The 18,024-nt window shown below is 43.2% G+C and carries 13 protein-coding genes; 1 reads left to right on the top strand and 12 read right to left on the bottom strand.

Annotation, left to right across the window (positions count from 1 at the left end; translation table 11 throughout):
- Nucleotides 1-7 precede the first annotated feature (7 nt).
- Nucleotides 8-1,876: a glycosyltransferase family 2 protein gene (locus AB5706_RS08955; protein WP_187566224.1), complete on the bottom strand. Its 1,869-nt coding sequence runs from the start codon at nt 1,874-1,876 to the stop codon at nt 8-10.
- A 262-nt stretch (nt 1,877-2,138) separates the two neighbouring features.
- Here AB5706_RS08955 and AB5706_RS08950 point away from each other — a divergent pair, with 262 nt between their 5' ends.
- Nucleotides 2,139-3,392, top strand: a complete 1,254-nt coding sequence (locus tag AB5706_RS08950) for a D-alanyl-D-alanine carboxypeptidase family protein (protein ID WP_118579657.1) — start codon at nt 2,139-2,141, stop codon at nt 3,390-3,392.
- A gap of 63 nt (nt 3,393-3,455) precedes the next feature.
- Here AB5706_RS08950 and AB5706_RS08945 read toward each other — a convergent pair whose 3' ends face one another.
- The 11 genes from AB5706_RS08945 to cdaA all read right to left on the bottom strand — a co-directional run bounded on the left by AB5706_RS08945 (nt 3,456) and on the right by cdaA (nt 18,008).
- Nucleotides 3,456-5,930, bottom strand: a complete 2,475-nt coding sequence (locus AB5706_RS08945; RefSeq protein WP_368365993.1) for a glycosyltransferase — start codon at nt 5,928-5,930, stop codon at nt 3,456-3,458.
- 1 nt (nt 5,931) lies between these two features.
- On the bottom strand, nt 5,932-7,167 hold the full coding sequence (locus AB5706_RS08940; protein WP_173734903.1) for a hypothetical protein: 1,236 nt from the start codon (nt 7,165-7,167) through the stop codon (nt 5,932-5,934).
- Nucleotides 7,164-8,093: a class I SAM-dependent DNA methyltransferase gene (locus tag AB5706_RS08935; protein WP_148461728.1), complete on the bottom strand. Its 930-nt coding sequence runs from the start codon at nt 8,091-8,093 to the stop codon at nt 7,164-7,166. The genes AB5706_RS08940 and AB5706_RS08935 overlap by 4 nt, the downstream gene beginning before the upstream one ends.
- Before the next feature lie 6 nt (nt 8,094-8,099).
- Nucleotides 8,100-9,383: an ABC transporter ATP-binding protein gene (locus AB5706_RS08930; RefSeq protein WP_243284828.1), complete on the bottom strand. Its 1,284-nt coding sequence runs from the start codon at nt 9,381-9,383 to the stop codon at nt 8,100-8,102.
- 107 nt (nt 9,384-9,490) lie between these two features.
- Complete coding sequence (locus AB5706_RS08925; RefSeq protein WP_148461729.1) at nt 9,491-10,306, bottom strand: ABC transporter permease; 816 nt, start codon at nt 10,304-10,306, stop codon at nt 9,491-9,493.
- Nucleotides 10,307-10,316: 10 nt separating this feature from the next.
- Nucleotides 10,317-10,871: a dTDP-4-dehydrorhamnose 3,5-epimerase gene (gene rfbC, locus AB5706_RS08920; protein ID WP_118579668.1), complete on the bottom strand. Its 555-nt coding sequence runs from the start codon at nt 10,869-10,871 to the stop codon at nt 10,317-10,319.
- A gap of 191 nt (nt 10,872-11,062) precedes the next feature.
- A complete protein-coding gene (locus tag AB5706_RS08915) occupies nt 11,063-12,628 on the bottom strand; it encodes a GH25 family lysozyme (protein WP_173734904.1) in 1,566 nt (521 codons plus the stop codon).
- Nucleotides 12,629-12,888: 260 nt separating this feature from the next.
- Nucleotides 12,889-15,474, bottom strand: coding sequence for a L,D-transpeptidase family protein (locus AB5706_RS08910; protein ID WP_227198880.1), 2,586 nt, complete (start codon nt 15,472-15,474; stop codon nt 12,889-12,891).
- 32 nt (nt 15,475-15,506) lie between these two features.
- A complete protein-coding gene (locus AB5706_RS08905) occupies nt 15,507-15,770 on the bottom strand; it encodes an HPr family phosphocarrier protein (RefSeq protein WP_118579680.1) in 264 nt (87 codons plus the stop codon).
- A gap of 77 nt (nt 15,771-15,847) precedes the next feature.
- Complete coding sequence (locus AB5706_RS08900; protein ID WP_148461731.1) at nt 15,848-17,143, bottom strand: CdaR family protein; 1,296 nt, start codon at nt 17,141-17,143, stop codon at nt 15,848-15,850.
- Complete coding sequence (cdaA, locus tag AB5706_RS08895; RefSeq protein WP_118579686.1) at nt 17,121-18,008, bottom strand: diadenylate cyclase CdaA; 888 nt, start codon at nt 18,006-18,008, stop codon at nt 17,121-17,123. Before cdaA ends, AB5706_RS08900 begins: the two co-directional genes overlap by 23 nt.
- Nucleotides 18,009-18,024 lie beyond the last annotated feature (16 nt).

Genomic DNA, 18,024 nt, shown 5'->3' with positions numbered 1-18,024 from the left:
TGTCTTCTTAGTCTTCCTCCTTTTTGCCGGTCATGCCCGGAAGTGGTCTTAAAGAATAATTCCACTTGGTCAGGGAAAGATTCTTATTATAATTGGGATCACCGTTCTTCAGAATATCGATCCAGTTACATCTCATATATTCGATTTCCCGCTGGAAACGTCTGACTTTCACCTCATTGTTCTCTGCTCCGCGGGTCTTGGATTCCATATGGTAAAGCCTTGCATAAGGATCATAAACCACCAGATAACCTGCTTTCGTAGTCTTCAGGCACAGATCCACATCGTTAAAGGCGACTGCAAGTTCTTCTGTGAAGCCGCCCACTTTGTCAAAAGCACTGCGCTTCATCATCATACAGGCTGCAGTTACAGCGCTCATATCCTGTAAAATAGACGCCTTGTGGAGATATCCGGTACGATCCGCAGGCATATCCACAAACATATGACCTGCAATTCCACCAATTCCGATCACACAGCCTGCGTGCTGGATGGTATTGTCCGGATAGATCAGTTTCACACCTACCGCTCCCACTTCTCTTCGCTGACACACCCCCAGCATTTCTCCCATCCAGTCCTCTGTAATGACCGTTACATCATTATTCAGAAAAAGGAGATATTCACCTCTGGCATTTTTAACCCCAAAGTTGTTGATCGCGGAATAGTTGAATTCCTTTTTCCAGCAGATCAGATGGATCCTGGGATCCTCTGAAATCTTCCTGTAATAATCAAAAATCTCATCTGTAGTGCTGTTATTCTCCACGATAATGATCTCATAATTGTCGTAGAGTGTGTTCTTCTTAATAGATTCCAGGCATTTCTCCAGAGTTTCCTTCTCGTCTTTATTGGGAATGATAATGGAAACAAGCGGATGTCCCTGTACCGGGTATTTCACTCTGTAAAATCCAAGATCCGGAGTATGGCTTACAGTGCCTTTTACTCCAGTCCTCTCAAGATGTGCCTCGATAGCACGTTTGCCTGCTTCAAAAGCGTACATCTTACTTGCAGGATTATCAGCAGTAGATGCCTTGTGGGTACGCCAATGGTACAAAATCTCCGGTACATGCACCACTTCCCTGGCTTTTTCCACACAACGGAAAATAAAATCATAGTCCTGTGCTCCGTCAAATTCCCTGCGGAATCCGCCCACTTCTTCTACAAGCTGCCGCCGCACAACAAAAAAGTGACAGATATAGTTATTGGAACGAAGCAGATCAATATTAAAATCTGGCTTCAGGTGCGGCTGAAAATGCTCATCCAGTTCAGCAGTCACCTTATCCTCATCTGTGTATACTGCATCCCCGTGCTCATGCTGGTTCAGTGCATTCACAACCTCGTAAAGAGCATTTGGCGCAAGAAGATCATCATGATCCAGAAGCCCCACAAATTCTCCCTTTGCCATGGCAAATGCAGCATTGGTGTTCTCTGCAATCCCTTTATTCTCAGTGAGTTCCTGCCAGCGTACTCTCCTGTCCCTGCTGCTGTATTCTTCCAGCACTTTTCTCATGGACTGATCTTCCGGACTTCCATTGGCAATGCAAAGCTCCCAGTCCTCATAGGTCTGTGCTTCCAGTGAATCGATCATCTGCCGCAAAAATAATTCCGGAGTACGATAAGCCGGAACTACCACGCTGATAAGAGGTGCGTAAGCAAATTTTTTCTTTCTTTGTTTGTCAAGGACCGTCTGGTCCGGCACATATGCCGCGTACCAGGGACCATAAGGGATCTCCTCCGGCTCAAAGCGCTCGTGCAGCCGTATCCAGAACTCCCTTGGACCATAATGCTTCAGATACAAAAGTCCCTTCTGGATCATGTAAGGAGATAATTTTTTGAAGAAACGAGACCACTGGATCCGTCCCTCTGATCCGTTTTTATCGCTCATATTAAAATCCTTTGCTTTTATAATGACCCTATTTTAACATTGAAGAAACAATTTTGCAAGGAAGCTGTAAAAGAAAGGTTGAATTGAACCACATTTTAGGATATGATTATATTTGTATTATATTTTTCTATTTTACAGGAAAAATATACTATATGTTATACTTGCAGCAGAATTGTATCTGCACTGTCAGAAAGAGTGTTACCATGTTGTTCACAGACAGCACTGCAGATACCCTTATTTTAATACAGGAGTTCATTATACTATGAAAAAGCGAAAGATAACCTCAGTTTTTCTGGCTCTTGGTCTTTTTGCATCTCTTCTTTTCCAGGTTCCCATATCTGCAGAAGAGGCAGACCAGAGTGCAGCAGTTGAAGCATCAGGTACCATATCTACCAATTCCATTTCCGGATGGCCACAGGCTTCCGATATTTCTTCTGAAGCGGCTGTAGTCATGGAGAATACCACCAATACCATTCTCTATTCCAAGAATGCAGACGAAGTACTTTTCCCTGGAAGTACAGTCAAGATCATGACCTGTCTTCTGGCTCTTGAGAATACACAGCTCACAGATGAGGTTACCATGACCGCCACCGGAGTTTCCGGTGTCACAGACGGTGGTGCCAGTATTTCCTCACAGGTTGACGAGGTCTTCACTGTAGAGCAGTGCCTGTATGCCATTATGGTTGCCTCTGCCAATGATATTGCACTGCAGATTGCAGAGCATGTAGGCGGTTCTGTAGACGGCTTTGTCCAGCAGATGAATACCCGGGCACAGGAGCTTGGATGTACCAATACCGTATTCACGAATCCCACCGGACTTCCGGATGACAACCAGCACACTACAGCCCACGACATGGCGCTGATCATGCAGGCCGCCATCCAGAATGAGTCTTTCAGAACCATCGCAGCAGCCACCAGCTACACGATCCCTGCCACCAATAAAGCGGCAGCCCGTAACCTGACCAGCAAATTCACCATGACAGATACTGGCAGCACCGGATTTTATGAAGGATGTATCGGCGGTAAGGAAGGTTATACGGAAGCCTCCGGAAGTACACTGGTATGTGCAGCCCAGCGAAATGGCATGACTCTGATCAGCGTAGTCCTGAAAGGTGCTTCCGGTCAGACAGCTCCTGATGCAGCCTCTATTCTCAATTATGGATTCGATCAGTTTGTAACTTTATCCCTTGGAGACAGCGATTTCAGCATTATCTCCGGCGGTGACGTAGTAGTTCCAGCCGGCACCGGTGCCGATAGCCTTACCACAGAAGATTCCCAGAACGGCGACCAGATTGACCGCACCTACCTTTTTAACGGCACTTCTGTGGGATCTGCAGTCCTTGAAGTTGTTCAGTCTGATGATACTGCCTCCGTCCAGGAAGGTCAGCAGCACATGCAGGCTGCCAAGGATTACTCCGATAATCACACTGAAATTCCGTATTTTGTAATTGCCGGTGTATTCTTACTTCTTCTGATTCTTTTGATCTGGAGGATCGTGAAAATCGTAAAATCCTAATAAAAAGCCCAGTCAGGACAGGGTATCTTCCTCTCCCGACTGGGTTTTTATATTAGTTCTGCATCAAACTATTTCATCCTTCTTCTCATACGCCATCCTGAATGCACAATCCCCTCTCACAATGCTCAGATTCGGATTGTAATACGGATCACCCTTTTTCAGAAAATCTCTGTAACGTTCCCGGAAATGATCCACCTCTTTCTGAAGACGCGCCTTCTTCTCCGGCGTATTCTCCAGTCCGCGTGACTTAGATTCATAATGGTACAGGCAGGCCTCCGGAGTAAATACAACCAGTTTACCAAGTGCCCTTGCCCTAAGACAGAAGTCAATATCATTCAGTCCCACTGCAAAGCTTTCATCCAGCCCATGAAGTTCCTCAAAAACGCTTCGCTTCACCATCAGACAGGCGCCTGTTACTGCACTCTCATCCTGTGTAGTTGCCAGTCTCCACAAATATCCTGTGGCATATCTGTCATATCCGGTAAGAATATGTCCTGCAAAACCTGCGATTCCTACCACGACACCAGCATGCTGAACCGTATTATCCGGGTAAAGGAGCTTGGCACCTACAATGCCCACATCCTCTCTCTGGCAATAGCCCATCATGTTCTCCAGCCACTCTGGAGTAATAACCTCTGTATCATTATTGAGCAGAAGGAAATAATCTCCATCCGCATATTTTGCACCAAAATTGTTGATTGCTGAATAGTTGAAGGGACCATCCCATGTAACCACTTTTACCTGAGGATACCGCTTCTCAAGTTTCTCATAATAGTGGAAGGTCTCTTCCCTCTCACTGTTATTCTCAATTACGATAATCTGGATATTTTTCCAGGTGCTCTTCTCCAGAATGGAAGTCACACATTTATTCAGATCCTCTGTATGATCCTTATTCGGAATCAGAATGGATACCTTCGGGTCACCCTCTATAACAAAACGGGTTCTGAAAACGACCGGGCATCCAGTGTATTCCACCTCTGCCTTAATTCCCATGCGCTCATAATGCCCTGCAAGTGCCTTTTCTCCTGCGATCACTGCATATGGCTTGTCATCCGGATTTCCCGCTGTGGAACCCTCATGGCTTCTCCAGTGATACAGAATTTTGGGAATATGGCGGATTTTCTCACTGTCTGTATGCTCCGTGCAGCGAAGCAGAAAATCAAAGTCCTGAGAACCGTCATATTCTGGCCGCAGAAGCCCTGTTCGGTCGAGAAGCGTTCTCTTTACAACCACCAGATGGCAGATATAATTTACGCAGCACAGATAATCAGGGTTAAAATCCGGCTTAAAATGAGGGAAAAGCCGATTTCCTCTTATATCAATAATATCCTCATCAGAATAAATAAGATCCGCCTCCGGATGCTGTGAAATCTCCTTTGCCATCTGATAAAAAGCTTCCTCTGCCAGGGTATCATCATGATCTGCAAATGCAATATAATTTCCAGTGGCAATTCCAATAGCAGCATTTGTATTGTCTGAAATCTGCAGCTGTTTGTCATTGAAAACAACTTTGATCCTTGGATCCTTTTTCTGATACTCTTCCAGAATACTGCGGATTGGAGAATCTGCTCCGCTTCCATCTGAAAGACAAAGTTCCCAGTTACTGTATGTCTGCGCCAGCACAGAATCCACAAGAGCCTTCAAAAGATACTTATCCGTCTTATAGAGAGGAACCACAAGGCTAAACTTAATGTTCTCCTGAAAAACAGTCTTTCTCTGCTGATTCAGTTCTTTCTTAGTAACCCTGTTCTCCTTCAGCCAGGTCTGGTAAAGACCGTCTCCCTTGCTCAACGCTTCCAGCTTGATCAGAGACTTCCGGATCACAGTATGAATACCATTGGAACGATAATTCTCCATTGCCTTTTTCGAATAAAGGCTGGCTTTTGCCTTAAAGCGTTCGCCCTTTGAAATACCAATCTGGTAGACTGCCTTTTTTCCGTTCTCATCCTTTGCAACAAGATAAGCCTTCTTTCCAGATACATTTTCTGCCTGGATATGGAATCCGCAATCCTTATTCACTTCGCATTCCCGAAACATTTCAGCCACGTCCATTCGGGTATTCCGCTTCAGGGTTATTTTCACAGGCTTTTTATTTTCATCATATACCTGCAGGGAAACCGGTGTGGTTCCTACTGCCCAGCCGGCAAGGATAACCTTCTTCTGTTCTCTGACTATAGATTCCCCATCTACAAAAAGCTGAGGTTTTCCCTGTTTTCTCATAAGATCCGGGGTTTTCATCTTATACCAGAGGAAACGCTCCTTTCCATTAACAGCGTACACCTCAAGTTTTTTGTAACTCTGCAGATTTTCAGGCAGGGTAACTAATACCTCCACCCATTTGCCTCCTGGATTTTTCGTCTCCACAGCCCTCATAAATCCGGTCATCACAGTAATCAGGTTTGCCTCAGAAAGAAGGCGGATACCATCCAGATAACACTCTATATCTGCTTCCTTTGAAACCCTTCCTGTGATCATATATTTGCAATTATCATTCAAAAGAAACCGTTCTTTTTCAACCAGCATTACCTTTTGATTCATTCTACTTTCCTTTCTTTGCAGAAGATTCCCGACCATTTTTCAGACGGTCCACTGCTTCTCTCGCCCGCTCTCCAAGCACTCCTTTAAGACTATGGCTTCTCACCTCAAGGGCACGGATCTCATTCAGCATATCTTCTTTTGCCTCATCAATCTCCAGGTTCAGTGTAAGATTCTTAGCACCTTCCGGAACCTCTATATCTACAATGCAGGGATCAAACCGTGAAAGGAAGGCCCAGCTGCCGCAGATTGTTCCATCGGGTGTCAGAACCCCATCCATGGAAGCAGGCATCCTGTCAAAGCGGATTGCTGCAAGATGTACCGTACACGGATGATCACCTGGATCAATTCTTATAAACCTGCAGCTTTTCGGCAGATTCAAGGTGCATTTTACCTTTCCGGCCATAATAGGCCTTTTTACAGAACTTGCTTCGGAATACATACCTCTTTGTTCCGCGAAATATACCTGCAGCGGTCCCAGATTACTCAGGGACAAATATTCCACCCCTGGAGTCATTGTGGCATACATCTCCCTCATAGGAACATGCGTGCCTGTGATATATACCTGAAAACCGCTTTCCATTCTGGAAAAACTGGTTCTCATCACTTCTGAAATACCAAATTTCTCATAAAATCCGGCTGCATTCAGCACTTCACGCACTTTATGCGTCTGTATATAGTAATGGATGATCCGATACAGTACAAATTCACAGGGAACAGGAAACTCAAATGTCCATTCATAGTCCAGAAGTGTATATGGACGGGTCATTACAACATTGTCACAGATCATATCAATATTCGTAACATCTGTACATGTCAGTCCGCCAGGCATAGGCACATCACCGAAAACATTTTTGAATTCCTCAGTTATTGTGAACGGCTTTTTGCTGTGAAGCTTCTGTACGTTTTCCAGATATTCCGTAAAAATTTTCTCAGCTTTTTCCTTTTCTCCCTTTCCCAGCAGATCATCCAGATATTCTGCAAGATTCTCCTGTTCCAGATACTCAAAATAAGCACAGTCTTCGCCTATCTCGCACTTGTTGCTCAGAAACGGAACTTCCCCATACATCTGATCAAGCTTCTGATTCCATTTTTTCATGCGAAGAACATGTTCTTTTCCTTCCGGATACAGCCATTTTTTCTCCAGCCATCTTTTCCCATCTTCTTCCACAATGTCAGTGCGAATTGCGAAGGAACGGCTTCTTTCATTGGAATATTTACTGAAAATAATCTCTTTCATTTGTTTTCCTTCCTTTCCACAATCACCAGGAATGAATTGGAAAATTCCTGAAAAAGTCCTGCATCAGTGAGGGAATCGTATACTTTTCCCTCATTGAACAATTGTATTCTGTTACGGTCAAAATTGCAGAAATTATCCCGAAGCTCGCCTTTCTTCGGCAGACGCTTGTCTGAATAAATAGTCATCGGGAATTTATAATCCGGATATGGATAATAGAAAGTGGTCTTAAATTCACCAGCCTGGTCAATAATATCAGACAGTTCCTTTCTGGAAAAAGTCCGCACACTTCTGGTATCCGGATAGTTCTCCAGTCCTTCAAAATATTTTCCCACATGATCTTCGGTGCAGCCGGCCCAGTATTTCAGGCCAAGTCGGTTCTCAATCGCGATCACGATTCTGCCTCCCAGTGCCAGATGGCGGGCAATGCGTCGGAGCATTTCCACATAAGGCTGTGCTGTCCCGATATAGCCCTGGGAATATTCAAACACACCGATCAGGGTAATGTAATCATATTTCTCAGTAAGGCTACTCTCCACATCCTGAAAATTTCCTACCATAATTTTCACATTATCACATTCGCGATTTCGATATGCATTGATGGTGCTGCGCATTTTTGACAGATCGATACAGGTGACACTTTTGGCTTTTCGCGCGAGAACTCCTGTGATCGGTCCACATCCGGACCCGATTTCCAGAACCTTCTGTTCTTTTGTGATAGGAAGCCACTCCAGAATATTCTGGCGAATATGTGAAAAATGATAAAGGACCGGCCAGCTGTTTCGCTCATAGATCAACTGGTTTAGTTCCTTCTCCTGATAATTTTTCGCAATTTCCAGAAGTTCTTCTTCCACAGGACCATCACTGTACAGATCCTCGCCTGGGTAATATTCATAATCTAATGTTACGTTTCCGATTTTTTCCTGCATATTTTATTATTCCTCTATCCACACTTTGGAATTCATATCGTAGAATCCAACTGTATTTTTGGAAGAAACCACAGTTATGTTGCATGCATCATATAAACGATGGAATACGGTAAAATCTCCATTCCGATAGCCGGTACAGCCAAAGGAGAGAAGATATTCCCCACCCTGCATATCCATTTTCTGCTCAAAAACCACTACACACTCATCCCCTGCGTCTGTGTGTTCCACATTCACACCTTCATACATAGTGTTGGTTCCTGTGATCTCAGTTCCCTGAATATTCTTGAATGTGAAAGCCATAATAGGCTGCTGAATGCTTTCATGAAAATGAATGCGCATTTTAATCTGAAATTTAGACCCCTTCTCGATCGTGTTGGTCTGAAGGCTCTTGGAATCCATTACAACGAAGTCTGTGATCTCAGCCTGTTTTTCCCCATACTCCAATGTGTTCGGGTTCACAAGGAATCCCTGTTTCCAGTCTTCTTTCTTTGTCTCTGAGCCTTCTGCCTGTTTCACCGGATCCTGATGTACCAAAAGCTGCTTATACATGTCTACCATAGCTTTAGGCGTACCCTCGTCCAGCATGACACCCTGATTCAAAAGAATAACACGATCGCAGTATTTGGAAATGCTTCCCAGGTCGTGACTTACAAACAAAATAGTTTTGCCCTGTTTCTTAAATTCCTCAAACTTATGATAGCATTTCGCCTGAAAAAATACATCACCTACAGAAAGTGCTTCATCCACTACCAGGATCTCCGGATCTATGTTGATAGCCACAGCAAAGGCCAGGCGTACAAACATACCACTGGAGTAGGTCTTTACCGGCTGATGGATAAAGTCACCAATATCTGCAAAACTGAGGATTTCATCCAGCCTTGCGTTGATTTCTTCTTCGGAAAAGCCTAACATGGTACCATTCAGGAAAATATTTTCCATACCAGAATATTCCGGATTAAATCCGGCTCCCAGTTCCAGAAGAGCCGAAATTCTTCCATTTACGGTTACGGTTCCGGTTGTAGGAGCCAGTACACCGGTAATAATTTTCAGAATAGTGGATTTTCCGGAGCCGTTTGTTCCAATAATACCAACGCATTCTCCTTCTCCAATATCAAAACTAACATCCTTAAGTGCATAATGCTCTTTATACAGCTTCTTACGACTAAGCCCCAGAGAATCCTTCAGGCGATCCAGTGGTCTGTTATAGAGCTTATACATCTTGGACAAATTTCTTATTTCAATGGCGTTTTTACTTTCCACGTTGTTTCCTTTCTTTTCTATCCGCATCATAACTGCTCAGTTCTTCTACAGTTCTGTACTTCATCGAACATGTCTCATGAGCCGTTACCTTTCCTCTTCGCTGAATACATTTCGATTCATAACTGCTTTTCTTCTTTTTACAGAACATCTGCAAAATGAACCCGAAGCCGCTTAAAAATCCAGTTTCCAAACAGGAAGCAGCAGATGGCAAATACCCAGAAATATAATGTCCAGACTGGTCTTTCGAAGAACCAGCGCTTGATAATAAATGCGTCACGATATCCTGATACAATATAAAATACAGGATTCAGCTGAAGAATTTTGTATAGAAGGCTGTTGGTACCGATCATGCTCTCTGACACCCACATAATAGGAGTCAACCATACTCCAACCTGTAATCCGATACCAATAATCTGGTTCAGATCGCGGAAAAGGACTGCAATTGCGCTGGTAGCATAGCAAAGTCCCAACACAAGAAAAAAGACGCATGCACTATAATACAATATCTGAAGGTAGTACCAGTCAGGAAATCTTCCGTTACATATATAAAGAATAATTGCCAGAAGTACAAAAAAGCCATGTACAAATAAAGCGGAAATTATTTTTACCACTGGAAGGACGCTAATGTTGAACACTACCTTTTTTACAAGGTAATTGTATTCCAGAAGCGAATTGGTACCTCCGGAAAGCGCATCAGAAAAGAAAAACCAGGGCACAATACCAGCTACCAGATAAAGCACAAAAGGGACTCCCAGTTCATCTGTGTTGGACCGGAACCCCACTGAAAATACAAACCAGTATACCAGAATTGTTACCACTGGCTGAACGAAAGCCCAGAAGGTTCCAAAATAAGAACCTGCATATCGGGTCTTGAAATCATTTTTTGCCAGTTTCATAACCAGCCGGCGGTTTTTATATAAATCCGCCGGCAGGGAAAAAATAGACTTAAGCATTTACAGTCTCCTATCTGTTAAGTTCCTTAAAGCTGCCCCATTTCTGATCCTTGTCAGAGAAGATCAGCTCCATACCTTCCGGAATCGGCCACTGTACATTGATGTCCGGATCATTCCAGATCAGACCGCCCTCATCGTTTGGATGATAAAAATCGGAGCATTTATAAGTAAACTCCGCATTCTCAGAAAGAACCAGGAAGCCATGTGCAAATCCTTTCGGAATAAAAAACTGTTTCTTATTCTCTGCTGAAAGAACAACTCCGTACCATTTTCCATAAGTTTTGGAGCCCTCTCTTAAATCTACAGCCACATCAAACACTTCTCCGTTTACTACGCGGACAAGTTTGTCCTGTGGATAATGAAGCTGGAAATGGAGACCGCGAAGAACACCATAACGTGAGCTGGACTGATTATCCTGTACGAATTCTACGTCAATTCCTGCCTCTTTGAAGTCATTGTAATTGTAAGTCTCCATAAAATAACCTCTGGAATCTCCAAATACGGTTGGCTCGATTACTTTTAATCCTTCAATATCATCACAATTTGTTACTTTAATTTTTCCCATTTTCTTTTCTCCTTATTTATCTTTCATTTTATATTCAGTCAAATTTACAGTCTTATCGACTTCTTGGAACGTGTTTAAAAAGGTTTTCTGCAAGATGTGCGTCACAATTTGTGGGAGATCTTTCAAACACGCTCTAATATACATGATTCCGTCTGATAAATCAAGATTATTGGTTACTGTTACTGGTCATCCTATCTGTATTGTTTGGTACATACACCATTTTTGTTAAATACGGAAACGAGTCCATCTGCACTGGTCAGGCTCAAGTTCTGCGCACGTACTCCTGCGCCAGCACCCGTTCCGCGGTAGAAATAATATTTTTTTCCTTTGATAGTGTACCAGCCCTTATAAGCCTTTCCATTTTTTCCAAAATAATAAGTATTCTTCCTGCCATTCTCTGTGAGGGTGATAAACTTGTTCTTTGCACGGTAACCTTTACTTCCAAAATAGTAAATGCTGCCGTTGGCTGCTACATATTTGTAATTCTTTTCCATGGCAAAGGATGTAGTGCTGAAATAATAATATTTCCTGCCCACCTTGCGCATACCTGTCAGGGCTTTGCCATCTGCTCCGAAATAGTAGGTCTTGCCTTTCTTTGTCACAACTTTATTTTCTACACGTACGCCGTTTTTGTCCACGTAATAAGCAGTGCCGTCTTTCTTGATCAGCTTGCTTTTATATAAGTGTCCGTCTACGGAACTAAAGCAGTAATACTTGCCATCAATTTCCAGCCAGCCTTTGGCCTTTTTATCATTTGTGTAGTAATATTTTCTGCCTTTAACAGTGGTCCAGCCATTCTTGTGAAGCTTGGGATCTGAATATAAAGGCTGTTTTGCAGGGGTATAGCCTTCCTGAGAATTCCATCTGGGAACAACCTTGGTTGTATAATCTACATAGCCAAAGTTCAGATCCACATTGTTCTCTTTTGGAACACCGCTGATCAGCTTCTTGGTACTGATCATACCTGGAACTTCATCACCAGCTGTGCACTGCCAGATGGTGTATTTGTATTTGCTGGCGCTCGGTGCAAGAATTGTATCTCCGTAGCTTGCAATCCAGACATCCAGACCGGAGCCTTCCAGAACGTTCCAGTCTACAAAATTATTATACCAATTCAGATTCATGTAGAGAATTGGTGTATATCCTGCCTTGCGGATCTCATCACAGAATGTGAGAGCAATCTGGGAAATTTCCTTTCTGGTCAAGGTTCCCAATGTAGCTTCATCTTCCAGGTCAAAAGCTACCGGATAGGAAACCTTATGTCCCTGCATCTGACGAATAGCCAGCTGCGCTTCAGCAAGTGCTTCTTTGTTTGTCTTGGCAAGACTGTATACATAAGTTCCCACCGGCACATCTGCTGCTTCTGCCTCAGTCATATTATAGTCATAATAATCATCCAGATGTCTGGTTCCATAGGAAATACGCACAAAGGCAAAATCCAGATCTTTCTTGGCTTCCTTCCAATTGATCTTTCCCTGCCATTCTGAGACATCCATGCCTCTGGTAATGGCTCCTTCTACTTTCTTTCCGCTTCCATTGTAGCAGACTCCGTCAATTTTGTGCCATGCCTTTGAGCTTGTCTTGGAAGAGGAATCTCCTACACTTGGTGCCAGATGCGCATCTGGTGAAACATTTTCAATATTATATGGCTTATTTCCTGCATTGGCACTTACATCTGCAGTTGGTCCTGCAATTATTGCAGTTCCAAGCATAGCTGTAAATAAACCGGCAGACAGCCATTTTTTCCATTTTCCCATATCTCCTCCTGATAAACAGTTTCAGGTTACGTTCCTTACCGGACCAGTAGTGTTTACCGTTTACCCTTATTCGCTTGTTTCTTACAAGATGTTAAAAATGTGTTACTTTGTTATTATACAGTTTCCATTTTCAAATTTCAATGTTATTCTCCAAAACAGTAAAAAGGTGCCTTAAAATCATCAAATCTGATAATTTTAAGACACTCTTTTTGGCTTTTTATGTCGTTTTTTTATCAACAACTATCTTTCAGAGTAAGCTATTAAGCTGCCGGATCGGTCGGATCGTAGTATCCGCCATTCTTAATTCCCCTCAGCGGTGTAATTGCGCGACGTCCCAGCGGTCCTTTGAATACCTCATCAGATTTATAGGTTCCATCGAAAATATAAATAGTGGAACCATTGCAGTTCTCATATACCCATTTTGCATCGGCAACACAGGTACGGATACAGCCATGGGAAGCTGGGCTTCCAAGCTTAAGATATGCACTAACCGGCAAATTATAGCTGTTTGCTGAGCCGCATGCAATAGAATGGACGAAAATTCCGCCCTGACCAGCACCATCTACATGAGTACCATACTGTCCCCAGGACGGTCCCATAAGCGCCTGCCATCTGCTGTATCTTGTCAGTTTATATCTACCTGTCGGAGTATCTGTTCCAGGATTGCCTACTGAAACACGAATGGTCTTAACCGGAATTGTACGGTTCGCATCTGCATAAATTGTCATAACACCATTTACACGATCCACTTCAACTGTATATCCGGATTTGTAAATATTTGTCACGTCATTGATTCTGTAACCATTCTTATCAAAGTAATACAGCTTGCCATCAATCCACTTGGATTCATTTTGTACAAAGCCCTTCTTATCCGGGTTAATGTAACGAACCAGATTCTGGGAATTGTCTACAACCACCCAGCCTGTAGTGAACTTACCAGTGGCATCTACATATCCGTATTTTTTGCCTTTCTTCACGAATGCATTCTTCACAAGACTCATATTCTTGAAGTAATACCAGTTTCCATCAATCTTCTGCCATCCGCTCTTGCGAAGTACACCCTTAGAGTCTGCAAAATATGTTTTTTTCTTGTAAACAAACATTTCATTCTTAACCATCTGGCCATTTCTTGTATTAGATGTAGATGGTTTAAAGAAATAACTCTTGCCATTGATTACGGTAACTCCGCTGGCAAGTCTTCCGTCAGCTTTGAAATAATATCCGTTTCTCAGTGTATTGGCGTAATGATTTCCTTTTTTATTGAACAGGAACCAGCCATAGAATTTCCCCTTAGAGGTGGTTACTTTCTGCCATCCGGTTTTCTTCACAATCCGGCCAGCAGTAGAACCAAAATAGTACATTCTGTTTCCAGCCCCAGGACAGCGGTGCCATACCTTTTTCCATGTTGCTCTTGCACCGGTTTCTGTTACATAATATTGTTTCTTTTTATAAGTGACAATACGATTCTTATAAATGCAACCATTCTTATCTGTCAGATAATATTTGCCATCTGTGGCTTTCTTCATAGTCTTCTTAAGAAGATAGCCATTCTTATCGATCAGATAGGAATTTTCCGCATCTTTATGTCCGTCAAGATCTGTTACAATAACGCCATGAACCATAAGCTGTCCAATCTTACTGCTGTCCAGCTCACCGGAATCATAATATTTCCACTGCTCACCGGCTGTTCCTGCAAAACTCTTCCATCCATCACGGTACATCTTTCCTGGAATTTCCTGATCTGTTTCTGCTGGCTGGAAGTAGTACTGTGCAGCTACTCCGTTTACTGTCAGAGTAACATCCCCTGTACGTGGTGTTCCATTCTCATCCAGACAATAATACTCATCATTGATCTTATAATATCCTGTATATGTATTATTTGCCTTGGCGGCTTCATCCAGCTGTGCGGTGGTTAATGCCTTACCATCTGCGCCATAATAATGGAAGTTTCTGCTTTCTTTGTTCCACAACCAGTAATCCTTCTTCATCTGACCAAGTGTGGTCTTCCACGGTACCAGTGCAGCACCCTGTCCATTATATTCTGTATATGCCTGTGCACTATCGGAAGCTGTAAAATAGAATTCACCAACAGCCCCATTTGCACTCTCCGTTCCAGCTAAAGTCTTAATGCCAGTAACCAGAAATCCATTGGCATCAAACAGATAACTTCCTGTATGAACTGCTCCAGCCTCGTTTCTTGTAGTAATCTCTACAATTCCATCTGCCGCAGTATAATATTCAGCCTGAGCAGTTGTTCCTTCAGCCTCTACACTTTCCGTACCTGCTGCTTCGCCATTCTCCTGGACTTCATCAAAAGCCTGAATCTCATCAGAACCAGCCACATTCTGAGCCTCAGCAGCTGCACTTACAGCTGATTTCTTCTTGCGAAGCTTAAAACCATCAGCTGTCTGCTCCCATTCTTTCCAGTCAAATACTCCGTCTGAATTATCTGCCTGTACTTCCTGAGTCCCATCCAATGTGCCTTCCGGAACAGCTTCAAATCCATCTACCGGAGCAGTACTTCCATTCTCCTCCACTGTTTCACCTGAAGTAAAGCCATCGAAAAAACCATCTGTACTTTCTCCTGAATTTTCGCTGTCTGTATGTTCTTCCTTGTCCTGGCTTTCCTGTACCTGCTGCTCCTCAGCTGCTGCCGTATCTGCAGGCACCTCTGTATCCTCAGACGGCTGTACTGCTTCGGCTCCGTCTTCTGTTTGCACATCTGCTGCCTGTTCAGATGTAAATCCGGATTCAAATCCGCTATCCAAAGCTGCGGCTGGAACTTCCAGACCCATGGACACACTTAACATAATCCCTAAAACTGCGGCTGCTACTCTCTTTTTCACTTTTATGCCTCCCTATTGTAACGTTGTAAATCTTATTCTCCTAAACCATTGTTGATAACAGTTACAAGATTTCTTAAAGCCTCTGTTTCGTCCTCGCCTTCGCAAAATATAGTAATCTCATCACCACATTTCACACACGCGCCCAGAACACTGAGCACGCTTTTGGCATTGGCAGACCCCTGACCATACTGAAATGTTATAAGAGATTTATATTTCATAGCTTCCTTACAAAGAATGCCTGCCGGTCGTAAATGAAGGCCGGAAGGATTGTTCACCCTTACTTTCTCACTTACCATAGTTTCTCTCCCTTATTGCTGCTGTTCTCTGGATCCATGGCAATATATTTTGCCAAACGTTATCCGTAAACAACAGCTCATTCATTATTAGTATCTGAATTGGAAACTTCTGATATAGTCACATCTGCAACCACATCATCCAGAAGTTCAAATCCCTTAGGCAGCTTCACAGTCACAGGGATCTGATAGCTTCCTACTTCCATATCCTTCAGATCAACAGAAGCTTTCACTTCGTCAAGATTAAAGTCATCAAGCTCTCCAGCTGTTGCTTTCACGCGGATTTCAATCTTATCTGTTCCAAATGTTACCAGAAGATTATCAGCAAGGTTATCTACCGTAACCTGATTGGAGGGAAGACCATATGAATGACTTCCAATAGGTAAAATACTTACCTTCACCCAAACGTCCTCACTGGTTCCGCTTGTCAGCTTCACATCCTCAGGAAGCACATCTTTCAGACTGACTTTCTTCTCAATATCAGTTGTCTCTCCTGTAATATCAATATCAGTACCGCCTATCCAGATCGTGTTGTCATTCTGCTTCAGAGTCTCCAATGCCTCATCTGTTCCCGCAATACTTACAGTATCCGGAACAGTAGTCACACTCTCCACCTGATAGCCATCTGCCGGCACACCTACATAGTCCGCACCAATATTAACGCCTGTGCGAATCTTCCAAAATTTAGTTGTAACAACAACTTTGGTATTATCTATGGTGAGATAAGCCATTCTTCCGGCAAGACTGTCCTGATTCTTATCAATAATATTCAGTTCTGCCTCTTCGGAAAAATCCTTTGTTCGGCCATCAACATCAACGGTCGCATTTACTTTATCAATTTTATTCACAAGAGATTTCGGACCTGTAATTTTAACTTTCTCCGGACTTGCAGTCTGAGAACCAACCTCGTAGCCCTTGCCCGGCTGGCTGGAACCGTAATTTACATTAACCAGAAACTCCTGTGTTACTTTTTCTTCCAGTCTGACACTGAGATACTGTGGTGTCACTTTAATATTCTCGGGGCTGATTCCCGGACAGGAGGCAGTGATCGGAACCATAACCGGATCTGTATCAAGGCTTCCTGCCTGCTGCAGATCTGCCGTCAAGGTTATATTGGTCTGAGTAATCCTGGAAAGAAGTCTTCTCTCTCCTGTGATTGTAACCCTTATAGGATCCGGATCATCATCCTGCATACACATCATGTTTGCACTATCCACATAAGCCGTATTCTGGAGTTCTACATTTTCTCCGGCAATGGTGATACTTTTACTGGATACCGGATTGTCCACATTTACCACAATAAACCAGATCAGAAATCCGATGAAAACAGACATGATCTTCAAGGTAAAATTCCTAGTCAGCTTTGTCTTCTTCATGTCTCATTCTTCCTTTCAACAGATGACGCAGTTTACTGTTAGTTACAACCTTTTTATTCTGAGCCTTGATCAATGCAGATCTCAGTTCAGCACTGGTAAGACCTCTGCTGAGCTGTCCGTTCTGGGCCATAGACACCTGCCCGGTTTCTTCTGAAACAATAATTGTCAGGGAATCACTTACTTCACTAATTCCCACACCAGCTCTGTGTCTGGTTCCAAGCTGTTTGCTCAGCTCCATATTGTCGGAAAGAGGCAGATAACAGGTAGCTGCTACAATTCGATTGCCACGCACCAGGACAGCGCCATCATGGAGTGGTGTATTATGTTCAAAAATATTGATCAGGAGCTGACTTGTAAGAACTGCATCCACATTGATTCCTGTGCGCTCATATTCACTTAAGCGGATATTCTGCTCAATGACGATCAATGCGCCAGTTCTTACTTCTCCCATGTCAAAACATGCCTTCACAAGCTCATTGATTGTTTTATCTGTAAACCTTTCCTGTACCTCTTTGCCGGCATCCAAAGGGAAAATAGAAGCCATAAACTTCTTCTGTCCCAGCTGCTCCAGCATTTTCCGAAGTTCTGGCTGGAAAATAACAACAACACTGGTAAGAAGTATAGTAGAAAGATTCTTAATGATCCAGAGGATCGTATTCATTTTCAACACATATGCAAATAAAATAAAAAGGAGTACTATCAGAATTCCCTTCAACAGAGTATAAGCGCGGGTAAACTTGATCCACACCATAAACTGATAGATAAAGAAGGAAATCAGGGCAATCTCCAGTATGTCTGTTACTCCCAGACTGGGCAGGGAGAGTTTTGACAAATATCCTGATAATCTGACTGCCATATCCTGCATAGTGTACTCCTTTCTT

Origin of the sequence: Ruminococcus sp. RTP21484sp1_RTP21277st1_D2_RTP21277_210401, from assembly GCF_040924225.1 — a bacterium.
GTDB classification, from domain to species: Bacteria; Bacillota; Clostridia; order Lachnospirales; family Lachnospiraceae; genus Blautia_A; species Blautia_A faecis.
The sequence above is the reverse complement of the archived record's forward strand: the minus strand, read 5'-3'. Positions and strand labels throughout refer to the sequence as shown.